This window comes from Secundilactobacillus silagei JCM 19001 (assembly GCF_002217945.1).
Classification (GTDB): Bacteria; Bacillota; Bacilli; order Lactobacillales; family Lactobacillaceae; genus Secundilactobacillus; species Secundilactobacillus silagei.
This window is the reverse complement of the sequence record NZ_BCMG01000003.1, coordinates 190,079-209,352: the sequence shown is the minus strand read 5'-3', so window position 1 is coordinate 209,352 and position 19,274 is coordinate 190,079. Positions and strand designations below refer to the sequence as shown.

Annotated in this window: 18 protein-coding genes and 1 other annotated feature; of the genes, 11 read left to right on the top strand and 7 right to left on the bottom strand. The window is 43.9% G+C overall.

Features of this window, described 5'->3' with window-relative positions:
• Positions 1 to 8 precede the first annotated feature (8 nt).
• The 4 genes from larC (at position 9) to CES79_RS04105 (ending at position 5,002) form a co-directional block, all read left to right on the top strand.
• Positions 9 to 1,244, top strand: a complete 1,236-nt coding sequence (larC, locus tag CES79_RS04120) for a nickel pincer cofactor biosynthesis protein LarC (RefSeq protein ID WP_054655287.1) — start codon at positions 9 to 11, stop codon at positions 1,242 to 1,244.
• A 17-nt stretch (positions 1,245 to 1,261) separates the two neighbouring features.
• On the top strand, positions 1,262 to 2,095 hold the full coding sequence (gene larE / locus CES79_RS04115; RefSeq protein WP_054655289.1) for an ATP-dependent sacrificial sulfur transferase LarE: 834 nt from the start codon (positions 1,262 to 1,264) through the stop codon (positions 2,093 to 2,095).
• A 477-nt stretch (positions 2,096 to 2,572) separates the two neighbouring features.
• Complete coding sequence (locus tag CES79_RS04110; RefSeq protein ID WP_089136393.1) at positions 2,573 to 3,991, top strand: anion permease; 1,419 nt, start codon at positions 2,573 to 2,575, stop codon at positions 3,989 to 3,991.
• A 108-nt stretch (positions 3,992 to 4,099) separates the two neighbouring features.
• Entirely contained in the window at positions 4,100 to 5,002 is a 903-nt protein-coding gene (locus tag CES79_RS04105; protein ID WP_089136392.1) for a LysR family transcriptional regulator, read from the top strand.
• A 62-nt stretch (positions 5,003 to 5,064) separates the two neighbouring features.
• Here the strand turns inward: CES79_RS04105 and CES79_RS04100 are convergent, their stop codons facing one another.
• Together CES79_RS04100 and CES79_RS04095 are read right to left on the bottom strand one after the other, a co-directional pair.
• Positions 5,065 to 5,448 (bottom strand): type II toxin-antitoxin system death-on-curing family toxin, encoded by a 384-nt coding sequence (locus CES79_RS04100; protein WP_054655291.1) that lies wholly within the window; start codon positions 5,446 to 5,448, stop codon positions 5,065 to 5,067.
• Positions 5,448 to 5,669 (bottom strand): AbrB/MazE/SpoVT family DNA-binding domain-containing protein, encoded by a 222-nt coding sequence (locus CES79_RS04095; RefSeq protein WP_054655294.1) that lies wholly within the window; start codon positions 5,667 to 5,669, stop codon positions 5,448 to 5,450. Before CES79_RS04095 ends, CES79_RS04100 begins: the two co-directional genes overlap by 1 nt.
• A gap of 515 nt (positions 5,670 to 6,184) precedes the next feature.
• Between CES79_RS04095 and CES79_RS04090 the strand changes: the two genes are divergently transcribed.
• The 5 genes from CES79_RS04090 to brnQ all read left to right on the top strand — a co-directional run bounded on the left by CES79_RS04090 (position 6,185) and on the right by brnQ (position 12,259).
• Positions 6,185 to 7,351 (top strand): 2-isopropylmalate synthase, encoded by a 1,167-nt coding sequence (locus tag CES79_RS04090; protein WP_054655296.1) that lies wholly within the window; start codon positions 6,185 to 6,187, stop codon positions 7,349 to 7,351.
• A complete protein-coding gene (leuB, locus tag CES79_RS04085) occupies positions 7,348 to 8,418 on the top strand; it encodes a 3-isopropylmalate dehydrogenase (RefSeq protein ID WP_054655298.1) in 1,071 nt (356 codons plus the stop codon). Before CES79_RS04090 ends, leuB begins: the two co-directional genes overlap by 4 nt.
• Positions 8,399 to 9,775 (top strand): 3-isopropylmalate dehydratase large subunit, encoded by a 1,377-nt coding sequence (gene leuC / locus CES79_RS04080; protein ID WP_089136391.1) that lies wholly within the window; start codon positions 8,399 to 8,401, stop codon positions 9,773 to 9,775. The genes leuB and leuC overlap by 20 nt, the downstream gene beginning before the upstream one ends.
• Entirely contained in the window at positions 9,775 to 10,356 is a 582-nt protein-coding gene (gene leuD, locus CES79_RS04075) for a 3-isopropylmalate dehydratase small subunit (RefSeq protein ID WP_054655300.1), read from the top strand. The genes leuC and leuD overlap by 1 nt, the downstream gene beginning before the upstream one ends.
• Before the next feature lie 94 nt (positions 10,357 to 10,450).
• Positions 10,451 to 10,689, top strand: a binding site (T-box leader).
• Between the two features lie 160 nt (positions 10,690 to 10,849).
• Positions 10,850 to 12,259, top strand: coding sequence for a branched-chain amino acid transport system II carrier protein (brnQ, locus tag CES79_RS04070; protein WP_089136390.1), 1,410 nt, complete (start codon positions 10,850 to 10,852; stop codon positions 12,257 to 12,259).
• 388 nt (positions 12,260 to 12,647) lie between these two features.
• On the opposite strand, the gene CES79_RS04065 is transcribed toward brnQ, so the two are convergent.
• Positions 12,648 to 13,667, bottom strand: a complete 1,020-nt coding sequence (locus CES79_RS04065) for an SDR family NAD(P)-dependent oxidoreductase (RefSeq protein WP_408005806.1) — start codon at positions 13,665 to 13,667, stop codon at positions 12,648 to 12,650.
• Positions 13,668 to 13,747: 80 nt separating this feature from the next.
• On the opposite strand from CES79_RS04065, the gene CES79_RS04060 reads away from it, so the two are divergent.
• Together CES79_RS04060 and CES79_RS04055 are read left to right on the top strand one after the other, a co-directional pair.
• Positions 13,748 to 14,344 carry a MerR family transcriptional regulator gene (locus CES79_RS04060; RefSeq protein WP_159459456.1) on the top strand — a complete coding sequence of 199 codons (597 nt, stop codon included), beginning with the start codon at positions 13,748 to 13,750 and terminating at the stop codon, positions 14,342 to 14,344.
• A gap of 114 nt (positions 14,345 to 14,458) precedes the next feature.
• Positions 14,459 to 14,758, top strand: coding sequence for a hypothetical protein (locus CES79_RS04055; protein WP_054655304.1), 300 nt, complete (start codon positions 14,459 to 14,461; stop codon positions 14,756 to 14,758).
• Between the two features lie 97 nt (positions 14,759 to 14,855).
• Here the strand turns inward: CES79_RS04055 and CES79_RS04050 are convergent, their stop codons facing one another.
• The 4 genes from CES79_RS04050 to CES79_RS04035 all read right to left on the bottom strand — a co-directional run bounded on the left by CES79_RS04050 (position 14,856) and on the right by CES79_RS04035 (position 19,265).
• Positions 14,856 to 16,244 (bottom strand): amino acid permease, encoded by a 1,389-nt coding sequence (locus CES79_RS04050; RefSeq protein ID WP_054655306.1) that lies wholly within the window; start codon positions 16,242 to 16,244, stop codon positions 14,856 to 14,858.
• Positions 16,245 to 16,663: 419 nt separating this feature from the next.
• Complete coding sequence (locus CES79_RS04045) at positions 16,664 to 17,845, bottom strand: MFS transporter (RefSeq protein WP_054655308.1); 1,182 nt, start codon at positions 17,843 to 17,845, stop codon at positions 16,664 to 16,666.
• Between the two features lie 611 nt (positions 17,846 to 18,456).
• Positions 18,457 to 19,008 (bottom strand): ferritin-like domain-containing protein, encoded by a 552-nt coding sequence (locus CES79_RS04040; RefSeq protein ID WP_054655310.1) that lies wholly within the window; start codon positions 19,006 to 19,008, stop codon positions 18,457 to 18,459.
• An 11-nt stretch (positions 19,009 to 19,019) separates the two neighbouring features.
• Positions 19,020 to 19,265, bottom strand: a complete 246-nt coding sequence (locus CES79_RS04035) for a heavy-metal-associated domain-containing protein (RefSeq protein WP_089136387.1) — start codon at positions 19,263 to 19,265, stop codon at positions 19,020 to 19,022.
• Positions 19,266 to 19,274: the final 9 nt, after the last annotated feature.

The following is a 19,274-nucleotide window of genomic DNA, read 5'->3' as shown; positions in this document are numbered from 1 at the left end:
GTTTGATAATGAAGACTTTGTATTTAGACGCGTTTTCAGGGATGAGCGGTGATATGTTCCTAGGTGCGCTGATTGATTTAGGTATTGATCTGCATGCTATTGAAACGGAATTAAAAAAACTGCACGTCAGCGGTTATACATTGACGGCAGAACGAATTGCTAAAAGTGCCATTTATGGGACTAACTTTGATGTTGTTTTAGACTCTGGTGAAAAGGACCACGGTTTTATTGAACATCGCGAGCAGGAACATCATGGTCACCACCATGGTCGGCATCTTGATGATATCGTTAAATTAATTGAAAACAGTGACTTATCCGAGACGGTCAAAAAACACGCGATTTCAATTTTTCAAGATATTGGCCGGGCAGAATCGAAGGTGCATAACGTCCCGTTAAATGAAGTTCATTTTCATGAGGTTGGAGCGTTGGATTCCATCGTCGACATTGTCGGTTCTTGCATTGCTATGGAACTACTGGGGGTTGATAACGTTAAATGTTCGACCATTACGGACGGTACCGGTTTTATTGACGTTGCTCACGGTCGGATGCCCGTTCCTGTGCCGGCAGTCGCGCAAATGCTGACTGAACGTACGATTCCAGTCAAACAGAATACTCAGGTCCACACAGAATTGTTGACGCCAACTGGTTTGGGCATTGTTAAAGAGTTTGTGAGTGAATTTAGCTCACTTGATCAAAATGACGATATTCAAAAAGTGGGCTATGGTTTTGGCAAACGTGATACGGGCCTGTTTAATGCGTTAAGGGTATTTGTCCTTGAAAAGACCGATTCACATGCCGATGTTTCAGCGACTCACGATCAGGTGATTCAAATTGAAACTAATATTGATGATCAAACCGCTGAAGGCCTTGGTTACGCTATGGATCAACTATTAGCGAATGGTGCGTTAGACGTGTTCTTTACCCCGATTCAGATGAAGAAAAACCGGCCGGGGGTCAAGTTGACGGTGCTAGTTAAAGAACAGGATCAAGATCAGCTCATCAGGCTCATTTTTAAAGCGACAACTGCCAAGGGTGTGCGGTATATTCCTTACCAGAGAACAATCATGCAGAGAAGTTTTAAAAAGGTTACCTATAGGAATATGATTGTTCGACTAAAAGTTGCTAGTTTTAACGATATCAAACGCATTACGCCGGAATACGAGGATTGTAAGGAGATTGCTGAAAAGTTTGATTTACCATTGAATACGGTGTATGACGAGGTTAAAAAGCTTTATCAAGAATAGTAAATGGAGGGAATATTATGGATACAGTAATGAGTAAAACTGACGCATTAAATGCAACTGTTAAGCAGTATCATTCCGCACTGGTGGCATTTTCTGGTGGGATCGACAGTACCGTTATGTTAAAGGCAGCCATGGACCAATTAGGCAGTCAAAATGTGAAAGCGGTTGTCGCTAATTCCGAACTGTTTAGCGATGAAGAATTTAACAAGGCAATTGAATTAGGGCACTCACTGGGTGTTGAAGTTGTTGAAACGAAAATTGCGTACCTAGCTAATGATGATGTCCGTCACAATACGCCTAACAGCTGGTACGCGGCTAAGAAGCTGTTTTACGAACGGATGAATGAACTTAAACGCCAATACAAGAGTGACGTTGTTTTTGATGGCATTATCTATGACGACCTTGCGGATTATCGACCAGGATTAAAAGCCAGGGATGAAGAAAAAGCGGTTAGTCCACTCGAAATTAATGGCTTTACTAAAGCTGATGTTCGTGATTTAGCACGCCAGTATCAGTTAACCAATTGGAATAAGGTCCCTTCATGCAGCGTTTCTTCAAGATTCCCCTACAACACAACGATCACTCAAGAAAAGATTACCATGGTCATGAAATCTGAAGCGTATCTGCGTTCGTTAGGCTTCGATACCGTCCGCGTTAGAGTTCACGATACGGTTGCGCGAATTGAAGTCCCCGCTGATAAGATGACCGCTTTATTAGCGCTGAATACAAGTGTTAACGCAACCCTGAAAGGCTACGGGTTTAAGTATGTCTCGTTAGATCTTGGTGGTTTTATCAGTGGCCATATGAATGACGAACTTAGTGATGAGCAGGTAAAGGCTTATCATGAATAGAAAGCTTTAAACTGGTTTACTAGCAGAGATTGGAACGTAGTCGGCTGAAACTTAACCGAATTATGGGCCAGTCTCTTTTTTTGTTTTAAAATTAACAGAAGTTGTTTTGAAAACGCTTGAATGAGGCTTTCAAAAAGCGTGTGTGAAAATATAAACGAAATTTACAAAAAATAATTTAAATAATTGAAAGGTAATGCAACAAAAATATGGGCGCATAAACGCCTACATATCAACCTCATAACCAAATATAATAGGCAATTGAACATTTGACAATGACATATTTAATTATTATTCTATGTATGTTAGTGAATAATATCACGAAAATATGATTGTTATTATCTGTGTAACAACCGTAAATTTAATGGAGGTTAAAACTGGTAAATTACAGAATTGGCGATGATTTGATTGCCAAAATGTTAACGACATTATTCTAATTATATAAATGGAAAATAGAGCTATTATAGGAGATCATAAAAAATGACACTCAACAAAATTAATTATAAGAAATTTATCTTGCCGATAGCTGTCGGCTTGATCATTTGGTTTTTAGCACCAATTAAGCCAGCTGGTGTTTCAATCCTTGCCTGGCACATGTTAGCCATCTTCGTTGCGACGATTCTTGGCTGTATTACACAACCCTTACCAATTGCTGGGGTAGCACTGATTGGGATTACCTTATCCGTGTTACTGGGCGTTGTAAAAATGGAAGATGCCGCCGTTGGTTTTGGTAACGACACCGTTTGGATGATCGGTATGGCTTACTTCCTGTCACGTGGCTTTATTAACACGGGTCTGGGACGTCGAATTGCTATGATTTTCGTTCGCTTGTTTGGTAAACGAACACTGGGATTATCATATGCATTGATCGGTGTTGATCTGGTTACTGCGCCAGCTACACCAAGTAACACTGCCCGTGCCGGTGGAATCGTTATGCCAATCATCGATTCTTTATCAGAATCATTTGGTTCAACACCTAAAGATGGTACGCAAAGTAAGATTGGTTCATACTTAATGTTTACTGAATTCCACGGTAACATTATTACTTCAGGAATGTTCATGACTGCCATGGCACCTAACTTGGTTGCCGTTGCGTTGGCCAAAGGGATGCACGTCCAGATTTCATGGATGGGCTGGTTCATTGCCGCTCTTGTTCCTGGTATTATTTGTTTAGTATTAGTACCATGGTTGATTTACAAGATGTACCCACCTGAAATTAAAGAAACGCCTAATGCCAAAGAATGGGCTGACAAAGAACTTGCTGAAATGGGTAAGATGTCATTACCTGAAAAGATCATGGCAACTGTGTTCGTCATTGCCCTATTCCTCTGGATGATCTCTAGCTTTATTGGTTTGGAAGCTTCTACGGTTGCTTTCTTAGCCGTTGTTTTACTGCTATTGACCGGTGTTTTAAGCGTTAAAGATATTTTGAATGAAACTGGTGCTTGGAACACGATTATCTGGTTCTCAATCCTGATCTTCATGGCTAATGAATTAAACGTTTTAGGTTTGATTCCTTGGTTATCAAAGACTTTAGGTAGCAGCTTGCATGGTATGAGTTGGGAAATTGTCTTACTGGTTTTGGTACTGTTCTACTTCTACAGCCACTACCTGTTTGCATCAGGGACTGCCCACGTTACGGCAATGTACGGTGCCTTACTGGCCGTTGCTATTTCAGCCGGTGCACCCGCAACCTTTGCCGCAATGATTCTTGGCTTTACCGGTGCGATCTTCGGTTCAACCACGCAATATGCTAACGGTCCTGCTTCAGCGCTGTTTGGTGCTGGTTACAACAAGCAAAGCGACTGGTGGCGTCTAAACTTCATCTTGGGTATTGTTTACATCATCGTTTGGGGCGGAATTGGTTCCCTTTGGATGAAAGTCCTCGGCATGTGGTAAAAAGTTTCTAATATAGAATTCAAAAAAGTTGTGTCCGGTAATTATACGGGCACAACTTTTTCGTTTGTGCTAAGCTATTGTGAGTAATTTAATCGAAGGAGTCGAAAAATGAACACAAAAGACTTAGCCTACTTTAAAGCATTAGTCGAAAAACGTAATTATACTGTCGTTGCTAAGGCGTTTAATGTTTCGCAGCCAACCATTACCCAGGCGGTTAAGCGACTTGAACGCGAATTTGAAGATGATCTAGTATACGTTGATCGTGCTCACAATCGGACCGAAATTACGCGGTCCGGGTTATTGTTATACGAAAAAGCTAGTACGATCACTGCTAATTTAAATTTAGCCCATCAAGAAATTGAAAACGCTAAATTATCGCGAATTCGCTTCGGCCTGCCACCAATTATTGGCTCACTGTACTTTCCTTCATTAGCCGGTCAACTGTTAAAAGAGGGGCTGTTACAGCGTTTAGACGTCACTGAGACTGGTTCTGGTGATTTATTAGAGGCTGTGAAGAACGGTAAAGTTGACATTGCTTTACTGGCTTCAGTTTTGCCACTGCATGATTCTTCATTAAACGTTCGGCATATTGGTAGTCGGCCCTTTGTGATTGTGGTGAGTTGTCAACACCGGCTGGCTAATCAGGGCAGCGTGTATTTTAAAGAACTGGCGGATGAAGAGTTTATTATGTTAAACCGGCGATTTGTTCACCCCAAGGCGTTTAAAGCCTTCAGCCGGTTTGCGGGTGTAAATCCACCAGTAATCTATAAAACACCGGATACGTCCTGGATCACCAGTCTGGTGAAGGAAAATCTCGGTATTAGTCTATTGGTCCGGGATGTGGTCAGTCCAGCAGACGAGGACTCCCTGGCCTGCTTAACAGTCTTGGATCCCGTAGCTGAACGGTTTAATATTTCGGTCGTCACACGGCAAGGGTACGTGTTAACGCCTGAAGAGAAACGTTTCATTGAAGTTTTGAAACAGTTAAAAGTACCGGGAAATGGTGAATAAAGGGTTAAATAAAAAGTGCAACTCAGTTTCCAAATTTTGGAAATTGAGCTGCACTTTATGGTTTATTTTTGCTTCAAATGGCTGTTAAAAATACCAAACAGATCGGTTGCTTCAAGGGTATTCTGATTGACGCGGTTAACCAAATCCACCACTTCATCGTCAGTGAAAGTTAGCCGATAATCATTTAAATCAGCTAGGGTTGCCACGGCAATCATTGCAGTCTGCAGGTTCATGCTCAAAAACGGTTTACCGGAAATAATGGCTTCCAGCAAAAAGCCGGTTTTATTGGCGACCATTTCTCGCAGGCTTTGATCGTAAAAGGTGGATTGGGGAACCGCAATAATCTTATCCAGCTGGTCGACATTGTTGATGCCAGGCTGCTGGCCGTTATTGAGAACTAGACGACTATTGATGGCAACTAATTCATCTGCCGTTAGATAACGCATTACTGTTCACCTCGTAGTTGATTAAGCGCGCCGTTAAATTGATCAATGACCGTTTCTAGACTTTGGAAAAATTGATCATCGAGCTGGATATCATTTCGAAAAGAGACGTCAATGGCATCTCCCTTTTGGACTTTCAGTTTGCGCGCAATATTTGCGGGAATGGTAATCGCTAATGAATTGCCAACTTGAATGATTTGACGTTGTGATTTAATTTCATTCATGAGGTTGATCGTCCCTTTCGTTATAACAAATTCATCATTTCATAAAAGTAGTATAGCATAATTAGTATCTTCTATCATGACAAATTTTGATGATTGTCTTAATATTCCAATAGAATATCAATAAATAAAGAATATATTCATGAGAAAAAAGAATATTAAAAAAGGGGCTGTTTGGGGATACTAGGCGTAGCTTGACATAAAATAACAATTTAATGAGTAATCTGTCAGGAATATTAGAAAACCGTTTGTCAGCTCTCATTTGCTATGCTAACCTATGAGCATACTAAAAACGACCAAAAGATAAGGAGGTACATCTGATGACTGTTCAATTCAATAACAACTCAACACTTGCAACCTCTTTATTAGCCTTATTATTATGACCTAGGATTTGACATTGTGTAACACGTCAAGTCCTATTTGCGTTATGAAATGGGGCTTGGCAAAACAACACCCCATTCAAAGCGAATGAGGTGTTGTTTTTTGTTAATAAACTTAAATCCAGGAGGATGATACATATGACTAAACAAATTCAGTTTTTTGATACCACGCTGCGTGACGGCGAACAAACCATCGGTGTTAACTTCAGTATTGATGAAAAAGTGGCCATTGCTAAACAGCTCGAAGCTTGGGGCGTTGATGTGATCGAAGCTGGTTTCCCAGTTGCTTCAGAAGGGGACTTTGAAGCTGTTCAAGCCGTTTCACGTGCCGTGAAGCACACCTGTGTAACTGGTCTTGCTCGAGCTCGAAAGGGTGATATTGATGCCTGTGTCAAAGCCACTGCAGACGCTGCCCATAAACAAGTCCACGTCTTCATTGCCACTAGTCCAATTCACCGTGATTCCAAACTCCATATGTCCAAAGAACAAGTGATCGATACCATTACCGACTGCGTTTCATACGCGCACAAGTTCTTCGATATCGTGGAATTTTCACCAGAAGATGCGACTCGAACTGAGCCTGATTTCTTGGTTGAATCGATCAACGCGGCCATTGCGGCTGGTGCAACCGTGATTAATATTCCAGACACTGTAGGGTACACCAATCCCGTTGAATTCGCCGCACTCTTTAAGAACCTGCGTGAAAACGTGACTGATTTTGATAAGTACACCTTCTCCGTTCACTGCCACGATGATCTCGGCATGGCAGTGGCCAACAGCCTAGCTTCCATTGAAAATGGTGCTACTCGGATTGAAGGCACTATTAACGGCATCGGTGAACGTGCTGGTAACGCAGCCTTGGAAGAAGTTGCTGCGGCAATGTACGTTCGTAAAGATTACTATGATGCCACCAACAACATTAATATGAAGGAAACCAAGCGCACCAGCGACATGATCAGCAAATTCGCTAAGATGCCAGTACCGCATAACAAGGCCGTGGTTGGTGCCAACGCCTTTGCCCACGAATCAGGGATTCACCAAGACGGGATGCTTAAGAACCCGCAGACTTACGAAATTTTGACCCCTGAATCCGTTGGTGCTGCTAAGACAACGTTGCCACTTGGAAAGCTTTCAGGGTCCCACGCCGTAATGAGTAAATTGCACAAAATGGGTTACGACGTTGACCGCGACGATATGAAGATTATTTTCCCCCATTTTAAGAATAAAGCGGATCATACCGACATTGTTTCTGAAGATGATCTTCGAGTGATTATGAACAAATTCAGTGAGGTGAAAGCATCATGACAGTTAATATTACAGTCCTTGCCGGTGATTATATCGGCCCAGAAATCATGGCAGCGGGGTTAAAAGTCCTCGCTGCGGTCAGTGAGGGGCAAAACTTCGATTACCAGCTCCATGAGATGCCATTTGGTGGTGCCGGAATTGACCAGACCGGCGAACCGTTACCTGCTGAAACCTTGCAGTCTGCAAAACAAAGCGATGCCGTTTTACTGGCTGCCATTGGCGGACCGAAGTGGGATGGCGCACCACAAACACCGGAACACGGGTTACTGGCCATTCGGAAAGCATTGAATTTATTCGCTAATATCCGACCAACAGAAATCAGCCCAGCGATGCAGAAATATTCACCCATTAAAAATACCGAACCAGTGGACTTTGTGATCGTCCGTGAATTAACCAGTGGTATTTACTTTGGTAAGCCTAGGGAAACTACCGCTGATTACGCGCTAGATACCATGCGCTATACCAACGAAGAAATCGAACGGATCACCCGGGTGGGCTTCGATATGGCGATGAAGCGGCGTAAGCACGTGACGTTGGTCGATAAGGCAAACGTGCTGGATACCAGTAAATTATGGCGGAAAATCGTGGCGCAAATTGCCACAGAATATCCAGAAGTGACCTACGATACCAGTTACGTTGATGCGGCCTCCATGAAGATCATTGCGTCACCAAGTCAATTTGACGTGATTCTGACTGAAAATCTATTTGGTGATATTCTCAGTGACGAAGCGGCCCAGACCACCGGTTCGCTGGGAACCATTCCATCCATGAGCCGCGGTACTGATGGGCCATCACTGTATGAACCGATTCACGGTTCCGCACCAGACATTGCTGGTAAAGGGATTGCCGACCCGATTTCCATGATCCGTTCAGTGGCCATGATGCTGACCCATTCATTTAACCGCGCCGATTTAGCCACTGAAATCACTGATGGGATCAACCAAACGGTAGCGGCCGGCGTTGTAACACCTGATCTAGGTGGTAAAGCAACTACTGATGAAATGACAAAGACAATTATTAACCATATTAAGGAAAGCAGGCATTCATATGAGTCAGACCATGTTTGATAAAATTTGGGACCAGCACGTGATTACAGGAAAAGAGGGCGACCCGCAGCTCATTTACGTGGATCTGCACTTACTTCATGAAGTGACATCGCCACAAGCTTTTGAAGGACTTCGCGAAAATCACCGTAAAGTGCGCCGGACCGATAAAACGTTCGCAACCATGGATCACAACGTGCCCACCAAAGATATCTTTAACATTAAGGATGAAATTTCACGTAAGCAGATCGATACGCTGGCTAAAAACGCCAAGGAGTTTGGCGTTCGGTTAGCAGGTATGGGTGATGAAGATCAAGGTATCATCCACGTGATTGGACCGCAACTTGGGTTAACACAGCCTGGCATGGTTATCGTTTGCGGTGATTCACATACTGCAACTCACGGGGCATTCGGTTCCATTGCGTTTGGTATCGGGACTTCAGAAGTGGAACACGTGCTGGCAACACAAACCATCTGGCAAACGAAACCCAAGACGATGGGGATTCACGTTCACGGCAAACTGCCAAAGGGTGTTTACGCTAAGGACATTATCATGGGCTTGATTGCGCGTGAAGGGGTCTCATTTGGTACTGGCTACGCGGCCGAATTCTACGGCGATACCATTGAACGGATGAGCATGGAAGAACGGATGACGTTGAGTAACATGGCAATCGAAGGCGGCGCTAAGATCGGTGCCATGCGGCCTGATCAAACCACCTTTGATTATGTTGCCGGACGTAAATACGCGCCTAAGAACATGGCTAAGGCGATTGAATATTGGAAGCAATTTTACACGGATGATGAATCCGCCTTTGACCGCGTGATTGACTTTGATGTCAGCGACCTCGCACCATTTGTGTCATGGGGAACTAATCCTGGCATGGCGGTACCAATCGACCAGCCATTTCCAGAAATTAAAAATGAAGACGATCAAAAGGCTTATGACTATGTTGGTCTTGAACCAGGCCAAACCGCACCGGAAATTCCAATTGAATTTGCCTTCTTCGGTTCTTGCACTAACGGTCGGCTGTCTGATTTGAAGATCGCTGCATCAGTACTGAAGGGGCATCACATTGCACCGCAAGTCACAGCCTTAGTCGTTCCTGGCTCACGAACAGTGAAGGAACAGGCCGAAAAATTAGGCATCGATAAGATTTTCAAGGATGCTGGCTGTGATTGGCGTGAACCCGGCTGTTCAGCTTGTTTGGGTATGAACCCAGACCAAGTACCAGCGGGGGTTCACTGTGCGTCAACTTCCAACCGCAACTTTGAAGGCCGGCAAGGAGCTGGCTCGCGGACACATTTAGCAAGCCCAGCAATGGTGGCTGCTGCAGCCATCAATGGCCACTTTGTTGATATTAGAAAGGCAGGCGTTGCATAATGGAACCCATTACAACGATTACGAGTACTTCAATTCCGATTATGAAGGATAACATTGATACCGATCAATTGATTCCCAAGCAATTTTTAAAGAACATTCTAAAAGTTGGCTATGGCCATCACCTGTTCTTTGACTGGCGCTACGATAAAGATGGCAAGCCTAATCCTGACTTTATCTTGAACAAGCCTGAACGACAGGGCGCCGAAATTTTGGTTGCTGGTGATAACTTCGGCTGTGGTTCTTCTCGTGAACACGCCGTTTGGGCACTGAAAGATTATGGCTTTAAAGTCGTTATTGCTGGTGGCTTTAGTGATATCTTCTATATGAACAGTACTAAAAATGGTTTTCTAGCCATTAAACTGCCACTTGATCAACGGAAAATCTTAGCTGCTGCGCCAGCGGATGCTAAGATCACCGTGGATCTGCCAAATCAAGAGGTGCGCTATGACGGCCACCGGTTTGCGTTTGCTATTGATCCGCTGTGGAAGCATAAGTTCATTAACGGGTTGGATGATATTGCCATTACGATGCAGTATGAGGATCAGATTGAGGCTTATGAGGCGAAGATGCCACAGTTTTAATTGTGAGTGATTGGACTCTCTTATGGCAAAAAGATTAGAATTTAATGTTGACATTCTTATTTGAAATGAGTACTATTGAACTTGTTAAACAAATTAAAACGCTATGAGAAAGTTAAGTAAGTGTTCAGCACCTGTAAGCGAGCTTCGTTTGGTGAGAGGAAGCCAGAGTTGAACAGTGAAAATCCCTTTTGAGCGACGTACCGAATTTAAGTAACGTACGTTGGGCACTCCCATTATCGAGTTAGCGTATCGTCCTTGCGACCGTACGTGAAGAGGTTATTTTAGTGATAAAATAACGATTATAAGGTGGTACAGTGCAAAAGCACCCTTAGTTCACACATGTTGTGGAGTAAGGGTGCTTTTTTAATACATAGCTTATCAAACACATAAAGGGTGGTGGTTTCCGTGGAAGATCAGATTAGTCACATTAGTCAGATTCAAACTCATATTTCTTTAATTAGCAATCATACACATAATACGGAGGTCTTCAGATATGGAACAGGTCAAAGATTTAAATCCTAAACCCTTATCAGTGAAACAATACTTAGTCGTCAGTTCAATGCTTTTCGGACTCTTCTTCGGTGCCGGGAACTTGATTTTCCCAATTCACTTAGGTCAATTAGCCGGTGCGCATTGGGGATTAGCAACAGTTGGATTCCTAGTCACCGCGGTATTACTGCCCTTACTGTCAGTCCTAGCGGTTGCCGTTACCCGTTCAAAGGGGGTTTATGACATTGGTCGTCCCCTTGGTCCAGCATTCGCGTTGGTGTTCATGATCATGATTCACGCCACCATCGGACCGTTGTTTGGAACTCCCCGGACAGCCACGATTCCCTTCTCAGTTGGGGTTCAGCCATTGATCCCTGCAAGCTGGGCACATGGTGGACTGTTAGTCTTCTCAGTGCTATTCTTTGGTGCAGCCTTCTTGGTTTCATACGAACAGTCAAACGTTATGACGAGTGTTGGTAAAGTGCTTAATCCAGTATTTCTGCTGATGCTTTTCGCAGTCTTCGTCATGGGCTTTGCTCATCCAATGGGCAACGTTAGCAAAATGGCCGTCACTACCGCCTATCAACACGCTTCATTCTTCAACGGATTCTTACAAGGTTATAACACCATGGATGCTTTAGCCGGCTTAGCCTTTGGGGTTACCGTTGTTACCGCTGTTAATCAGCTTGGTAAGACGAAACCTAGCTCAAATGCTAAAGTAACTGCTCGCGCAGGTGTCTTGGCAACTGGGATGATCGGTGTGATCTACGTTGGTTTGATTTTCTTAGGTGCTACTACGTTAGGTAAATACAAAGTTTCTGCTGATGGTGGGGTTGCTTTCAACCAACTGGTGACGCATTACTTGGGTACCTTTGGTCACGCGCTATTAGCAACGTTGCTGACAGTTACTTGTTTGACCACTGCCATCGGTTTGGTTACTGCCTTTGCTCAAGATTTCCACAAGCATTTCAGCCGTGTTAGCTACCGTCAATGGCTCGCATTTATGTGTGTGGCCTCATTCTTGACCGCTAACTTCGGGTTGGATACCATCATCGCTTGGTCAACACCAATGCTGATGTTCCTGTACCCATTCGCCATGGTCTTGATCTTGCTGTCAGTCTTCTCACCATTCTTCCATCGTGATGGCGTGGTCTACGCATTCGTCGTTGTCTGCACCGCCGTTCCCGCATTCTTTGACATGATCGACGCCTTTCCAGCCGTTGTCAGCCAAAGTGCCTTTGGTAAAGCTGTTGCAACGTTCCAGCAAGGTGCTCTGCCATTCGCAAGCATTGGCATGGACTGGGTCATCCCAGCCGTAGTCGGTTTGGTATTAGGTCTTGGTGTTCACTACTTACGGCCAGTCTTTGCTGCACATCGTAGCAGTGTTGCTTCAGAACGAGTTAATAACCATTAATTGCTATCAAAATGAATACTAGTAACAAAGCCCACAGAGTACGCGCTCTGTGGGCTTTTGCGTGCTATGATCTAGCACATTAATGGTGGCTTTCGGAGTCCAATCGTTATTTGAACAGGGTCACTTTAAGCGTGTTATAATCAAAATGTAAGCGCTTTATTAATGAGTGCTTAGCAACTTAAAAATCTCTCTGGCAGACTACATTAATCAAGAGATACACCTGCTTCGACAACAAAAGCTCTATCTAAACTTTCTTTCATACCACAACTTGTAACGTGTATTTTCAACTACAACCTTTGATTAAAGTAGTTTTGTAGGGAGATTTTGTTGTGTCTAGTCGAGTGAAATAAATGTGATAACCGTTAAAGGTCACACAACTTTAACGGTTTTAATTTTGCGGTAATTTGGTATTCGTCAGCTGTTCACTGATTGTCCAGAGGCGTTTTGCATCGTGGGGGTCGATGGTCCACGGGCGGACACCAAAGCGAGAAGCGGAGTTAGCGGATACTGCGGTTGCCACGTTACTGTCTTCTAAAAAGAGGCCACCCATATCATTTAACTGGGGACTAGTGGCTGCCCAAAGCTGAGTGGCGGCACCTTGCTGTAAGGTTTTATAGTAATCGTAATCCGCAGTTCGAAAGTCGACCTTAGCTGCTTCGATGGTATTTCTAGCATGCAGTAGCCCTAATTGGTTGATGAGGCGACTCATGAACGGATGATACTGGCCGGAAGCGCGACCGAGGCCGGACGTTGGAATTAGTCCGGGATGGACAGCGAATGCACGAATGTTATCGGTTTGACCGTATTGATCTAACCCGACAGCGAAGAGTCCATTGGCTACTTTGGATTGTGCGTAGGCGAGATGCGGATCATAGGGCGTATGTTCCCAGTTGATATCATCCCACTGAATGCTACCCATCCGTTGAGCCCGGCTAGACACGGCGATGACCCGAGCACCGTGAGCTTTCTGCAAGGCTGGGTACAGTCTTAGTGTGAGTTGAAAATGGCCTAAGTGGTTGGTTGAAAATTGGGATTCATATCTCCGTGAATCGCGACGCAGGGGCGGAAACATGATACCGGCACTGTTGATCAGAATATGCAATGGGTGACCACTAGCAAGGTAGTTATCAGCAAACTGATCAATTGAATGCGGATCCATTAAATCAAGGGTTGCGACAGTAATATTGGGTTCGTTTGCGAACAGTTCCCGCGCTGTGTCTGGGTGGCGGGCCGGAACCGTGACCTGAGCACCAGCATGTGCTAAAGCTAATGAAGTGACCAGACCAATCCCGCTATAACCACCGGTAACGATGGCGTACTTGCCCGTTAAATCAATCTTTTTCATAATTTGCTTAGCGGTTGAATGAAAGTTAAAGGGACTGTTGATGGGTTGCTGTAAGTTTTTCAATTGCATCTTTCCTCCGATTCGGTTATGATTCAAGCGAAGTATATTCCCTAAAGTACACTTTAGGGCAAGGAGAAATGATTATGGAATCCATTCAAGCAGTGGCAAAATTAACCGATTTAACGGTATCAACCCTGCGCTATTATGATCAATTGGGGCTTTTACCGAATTTAACTCGGAATCAAAACGGCTACCGCCAGTTTTCGGAGCGCGATGTAAGTGACGTTAATCTGGTGAAATGTTTCCGTGAAGTTGGGGTGCCAATCAAGCAAATTAAGAAGATCGTGGCATCAACTGATTTAAACCAGAAAACGGTTGAGCAACGTCTAAAAGTGTTGAAGGAACAGCAGGAAACCTTGCGGATGCAACGCAGACAGATTGATATTTCTTTACTGGCGTTGCAAGTTAAAACAGCGCGGTATGAAGCCATCTTAACTGACCCGAATCGAGTTGACCATGGCGAGGCTAAGCTAGTGCAGTATTTTGTGAAATACGCCAGACCAAATCAGCAACAATACGTTACTAAACGACTGACCGCGTTGTTTGAGCAATTTAAACAGCATCAGACTAAACCGGCAATTTTGAAAGATAGCTACACTGAACTAAAAGATTGTTTTCAACCCGAATGTTTGGCTGAAGTTCAAGCGGCCTTTGAATTGCTGACAGGGTTACAATATTAGAAAATGGTTTTTATAAAAATGGCTAACTATTTAAACCATGTAGCTATTGAACAAGCACCTTCACTTTGAGTTTGTGTATAATTAGAATTACTAATCCAATGGAGGGGGAAAACTATGCCACTATTAGCCATTATTGTTGATGTGATTACTGCTTTAACCTATTTTTTCCAGGCTAAACTGGGTACTGTGCCGGTCTATTCACTTGGAATCGTCGTCCAAGCTGTGGCGACGTTAGTCTTAATCATTTGGACATTTACGTATCAGCATAAAAGATACCGTAATCCATTGATTTTTGGCTTCTTTACAGCCACATTTTCCTATGGCATTATTGTGATTTCAGCTGCGGTAAATGCATTGATATTGATCTTATATGTGATGAATATTACGGGAATCAATTCTGTGATTTTTGGTTAGAAAAAACGCACTTACCTGCATTTCAGCAGGCGAGTGCGTTTTTCATTTTTAAGCGTGTAATTTTTCGAGTTCTTTTAGAATTAAAGTTATACCAATATTACTGATACCGAATACTCAGACCGTCATTGCGTTTCAGCAGCAAGTTAAACGCAACTGCCCAAATAACGGCGCCGATGGCTGGTAATAGCGATGCGTGGCTGAAAAATAGACTGACAAAGATGGCGATAAAGAAGCAGATCGTCAGTGGATTGGACCACTTGTATCCAGGCATCTTGAAGCCGTCACTCTGAAAATCTACGGAACGACGGTACTTGTAGTGAGCCACCATCGTTAGGATGCAGACCAGAATGTAAATATCACTGGAAACGGAAGCGATGAAGGTAAACGCCGTACTCAGGGCATTGAACGAACTGATAATTGGGGCGAACAGCATGCAAGCTGCGGAGAACAGCACCGCAACGATTGGAATCCCGTTGGTAGAAACTTTGGTGAACGGCTTCATATGTTTGCTGTGTGATTCCAATGCCAGTTGATACAAGTGACGACCAGTTGAGAAAATGGAGCTGTTCAAAGTTGACATTGCGGCGGCGATAACCACCACGTTGATCACCTGAGAGGCAGCTGGCATCCCAGCAAGAGTAAAGATTTGAACGAATGGACTTTGAGCCGGATTCAGTGAACGCCAAGGGGTGATCGCCATGATCACGACCAGCGAACCAATATAAAATAGCAGAATTCTGAAAATGATTTGGTTGATTGCTTTTGGCAAAACGCGTTTGGGATTCTTGGTTTCAGCGGTAGTGATCCCAACGAATTCCATGCCTTGAAAGGCGAAGAAGACCATTGGAAAGGCCATGATAAACTGATGGAACCCATTTGGAAACATCGTGAAGTGATTGGTTAAATTACCCCATGAGGCGTGCGTGCCAGCGGGGTTTTGGTGATGGATGAATACCAAATAAATACCAACGCCTATCAGCGCGATAATGGCCAAAATCTTAATCCCGGATAAGAACGTTTCGGAATGGCCGAATGAACTGACCATCGCAATGTTAACACCGGTCAAAACTACCCAGAAGCCCAGTTGAACTAGGGCGGCGGAACTATGTGGGAACCAGAACTGGACGTAGGTTGACAGCGCGATGAGTTCGGCGTTGGCGACTAAAATCAGTTCCAGCCAGTAGCTCCACTCGGCAAATTTACCCACTCCAGAGCCAACGTACTTTCTGATGAACGAGACGAAGGTGTGCTGATCCGGATCGGAGTACATCATTTCACCAATTGCCCGCATCATGAGGAAGAAGAAACCGCCGATGATTAAATAAACTAACAAGATCGATGGTCCGGTTCTATGAATCGTGCTACCGGCACCCAGGAAGAGTCCGGTCCCAATCGAGCCGCCAAACGCAATCATTTGAACAGCAATGTTGGATAGACCACGGCGAGTCCCATCTTTGTTAACCTGAATTTTCTGCTTTTTCAACATGTTTTTGGCCTCCTTAAGCCACTCATTAATCATTAAAAATCTGAGAATCTACTTTGATAACGCGTTGGTAGAGTATGCTTGCCAACAAAAAAATCGTCCCCGCACAGAATTATTCTGTACAGGGACGATTTTTGATCGTGTTACCACCCATTTATTCGTAGCGACGTTACCATCGCTACCTCAAAGGCACAAACATGCCCGGAATTTTATCGTGTTTCCCACGTATCGCAAGCTTTCACTTTTGATAATTGCTCAGAGCTCATCTTCAAGAAACGTTCTAGTCCACCCTTTCACCAGCGATGGTCGCTCTACAACTGTACTGATTTCTCTACTCTTCTCTTCATTGCATACTGTATTAAATTTATATTATAAATGATAACATAGATTTTTAATTAATTAAATAGTTTTCACATATAATTTTAATCGTGTAGCTTTTCTGGTTCTTTTAAAATTAAATGTCCAAGTAGTGCAATGACTAAGAAGGCGACAGCGACAAGACAAACACCGTTCCATTTAGCCACACTCCAAGCCCAGGTTGCCGACATGGTGCCTAATGAACCACCGAGAAAATAGCTGAACATGAAAATGGAATTGTTACGGCTATTTTCTTTACGATTCAAGGATTGCACGATTGCCTGATTAGAAACTTGGCTGAACTGCGTACCAAGATTCAGTAACACAATTCCGACCATCAACCCGATCATCCAGTGACCAGCAAGCCAAAGGGTGATAAAGGCCAAACTTGAGAGCAGCACTGATAGACTGATAGTTAGACGCGGTGAGCGATGATCGACCATGGTTCCGATATAGGGCGCAGCCAGCACACCGGCGATGCCCAATAGACCCAACAATCCAGCAACGTTACTGCCTAAATGGTATTGGTCAGCTAGGTAGAATGCCAGTGTTGACCACAGCACGTTAGAGGTTCCGAACATGCAGAAACCGTTCAGTGATGAGCCGCGCAGTCGACGCTGAGTGGTGAATAAACGCGGTAATGAGCTAATGACGTGACCGTAGCCTAACTGTTGGTGACCACGGGGATCGCGTGGCATTTGTGAGTGCACGACCAGCAGTAAAATGATGTCCATAATGGCGGCGATGAGATAGATATATTGCCAATTCATGACACTGCCGATCAAACCGCTAAAGGACTGTGAGAGTAAGATCCCGGTTAACAGCCCGCTTAATACAGTTCCAAGAACTTTGCCACGTTGCATGGATGGTGCTAGGAAAGCTGCATAGGGAATGATGATCTGCGGCGCAACTGAAGTAATACCGATCAGCATAGTTGCGATGCCGAACACAGCAGCGTTTGGTGACAGATATGCAATTAAGAGGGAAATGACTGACAGCACCATCATGAATTGAATGAGATGGTACCGGTCAAAAATATCGCCAAGGGGCACGATGAAAAGCAACCCAACAGCGTATCCCAGTTGAGTCAGCATTGCGAGAATGCCAACGAGGGCTTTAGAAATGTTGAAGTCGGTAGCAATTAACCCTTCGATAGGTTGAATAAAATTCAGGTTAGCGACGATTACACCAGTAGCAATCGCCATAATTAAAACGTTTTTACGAGAAATTGATTGTGATTCGTCCATAAATGTGTGCAAGTAAACCCATTATTGAAAGAGTGAGTTCACATTGCATGAGCCTTCTTTCAAGTAGAATAGAGTGCGAAGGTAGGCGGTTAGAGACTGGAGCCTAAGGGAGAGCTGGCGAAAATCCCGAACTTGGATTTTGGCCAGCTTTCCCTTAGGTGCAAGTCTCTGCCTACCGGAGCACGTTTCGGCTAGGTGGAATAAGAGATTCTAAGAATTAGGAATTTTAGGTTATCCATATTCCTCGAACCTCAAATATCCACCACGCCCAACACATTTCAACCAGGCAAACTAAAATTCGCCTGTAAGTCTATTTTGAGTTAGAAACACGATTCATAAGAAAAGGGCTCTCAGTACGTACGATGAGCCAATGAAAAATCTGGTACGTCATTTAACTTCCTCGCTTCTGTCTAAAATTAGTTGAAGATGGCGGAATGTTTCATGTGAAACACCATAAAGGCTTAAACTAGCCGTTTTCACTTCAACTTTCGCAAATTAATTATACGACAGTCTTTCCTGAAATGAAAAAAATCCGTTGCCATAATCAGCAGCGGATTTTTCAAACTGGGCTTGTAGATTAAATTGGTGACTCTCTTGGTCAGCCGTTTAATTTAATCGTCATCATCGTCTTCTTCAACTAAGCCTTCCCAGGCAGTTTTGCCTAGGAGTGCTTGCAGTTGTTGAATAGCGTGATTGTTTTGTTTTAATAGGGTGGTCAACGTTTGCGCTAAAGCTGGTCGATCCTCTTTTTCAGCTAACTTGATGGCTCGGGTAACAAACAGATTTTCAGTAGTGTAATCGTGAGCGGTAATGTCAACTAGTTCTGAAGTGGTTAGATACTTGTTACGGCCGTCTTCATCCAACATCTTGTAGTTACTATATTCCTCAGTGGTCGAAGGCGGTAACTCATTTTCGTCTAATAAGGCTTCGGCAACCGTGTCATAGTCTTTGCGCGCTTGGTCGATCAACTCGTCATAAAGCGGACGAACAGAAACGGCTTCAAAGCCCTTCATGAACCATTTGGCTTGGTGAAGTTTTACGTCTAAGATCCGTAAGTTAGCAACGATGTGGCCGGTCATAGCGCCCGCAGTTGGGGTGTGGTGATCGATGTCGGCTTGCTTTACTTCGGCTTGATACTTTTCTTCTACTAATTTTGTCGTCATATTCATCCCTCCTACTTGGCTGCTACTTCGTCCTTAACCTTGATTTTCTTAACTTCATAGCCTAACTTATCAACGACTTGGCCTAATTCTTCAGCGGAGACCTTACTGTCATCGAAGTCGGCTTTGGCTTTGCTGGCATTGAACAGCACTTTCACTTTCTCAACGCCTGGTTGATGGGCCAGAGCACTTTCAATCTTGGTCATGCATGATGGGCAGGTCAAACCATCTAATTGTAAAATTGCACGTTTTGTTGTCATAATAATGAT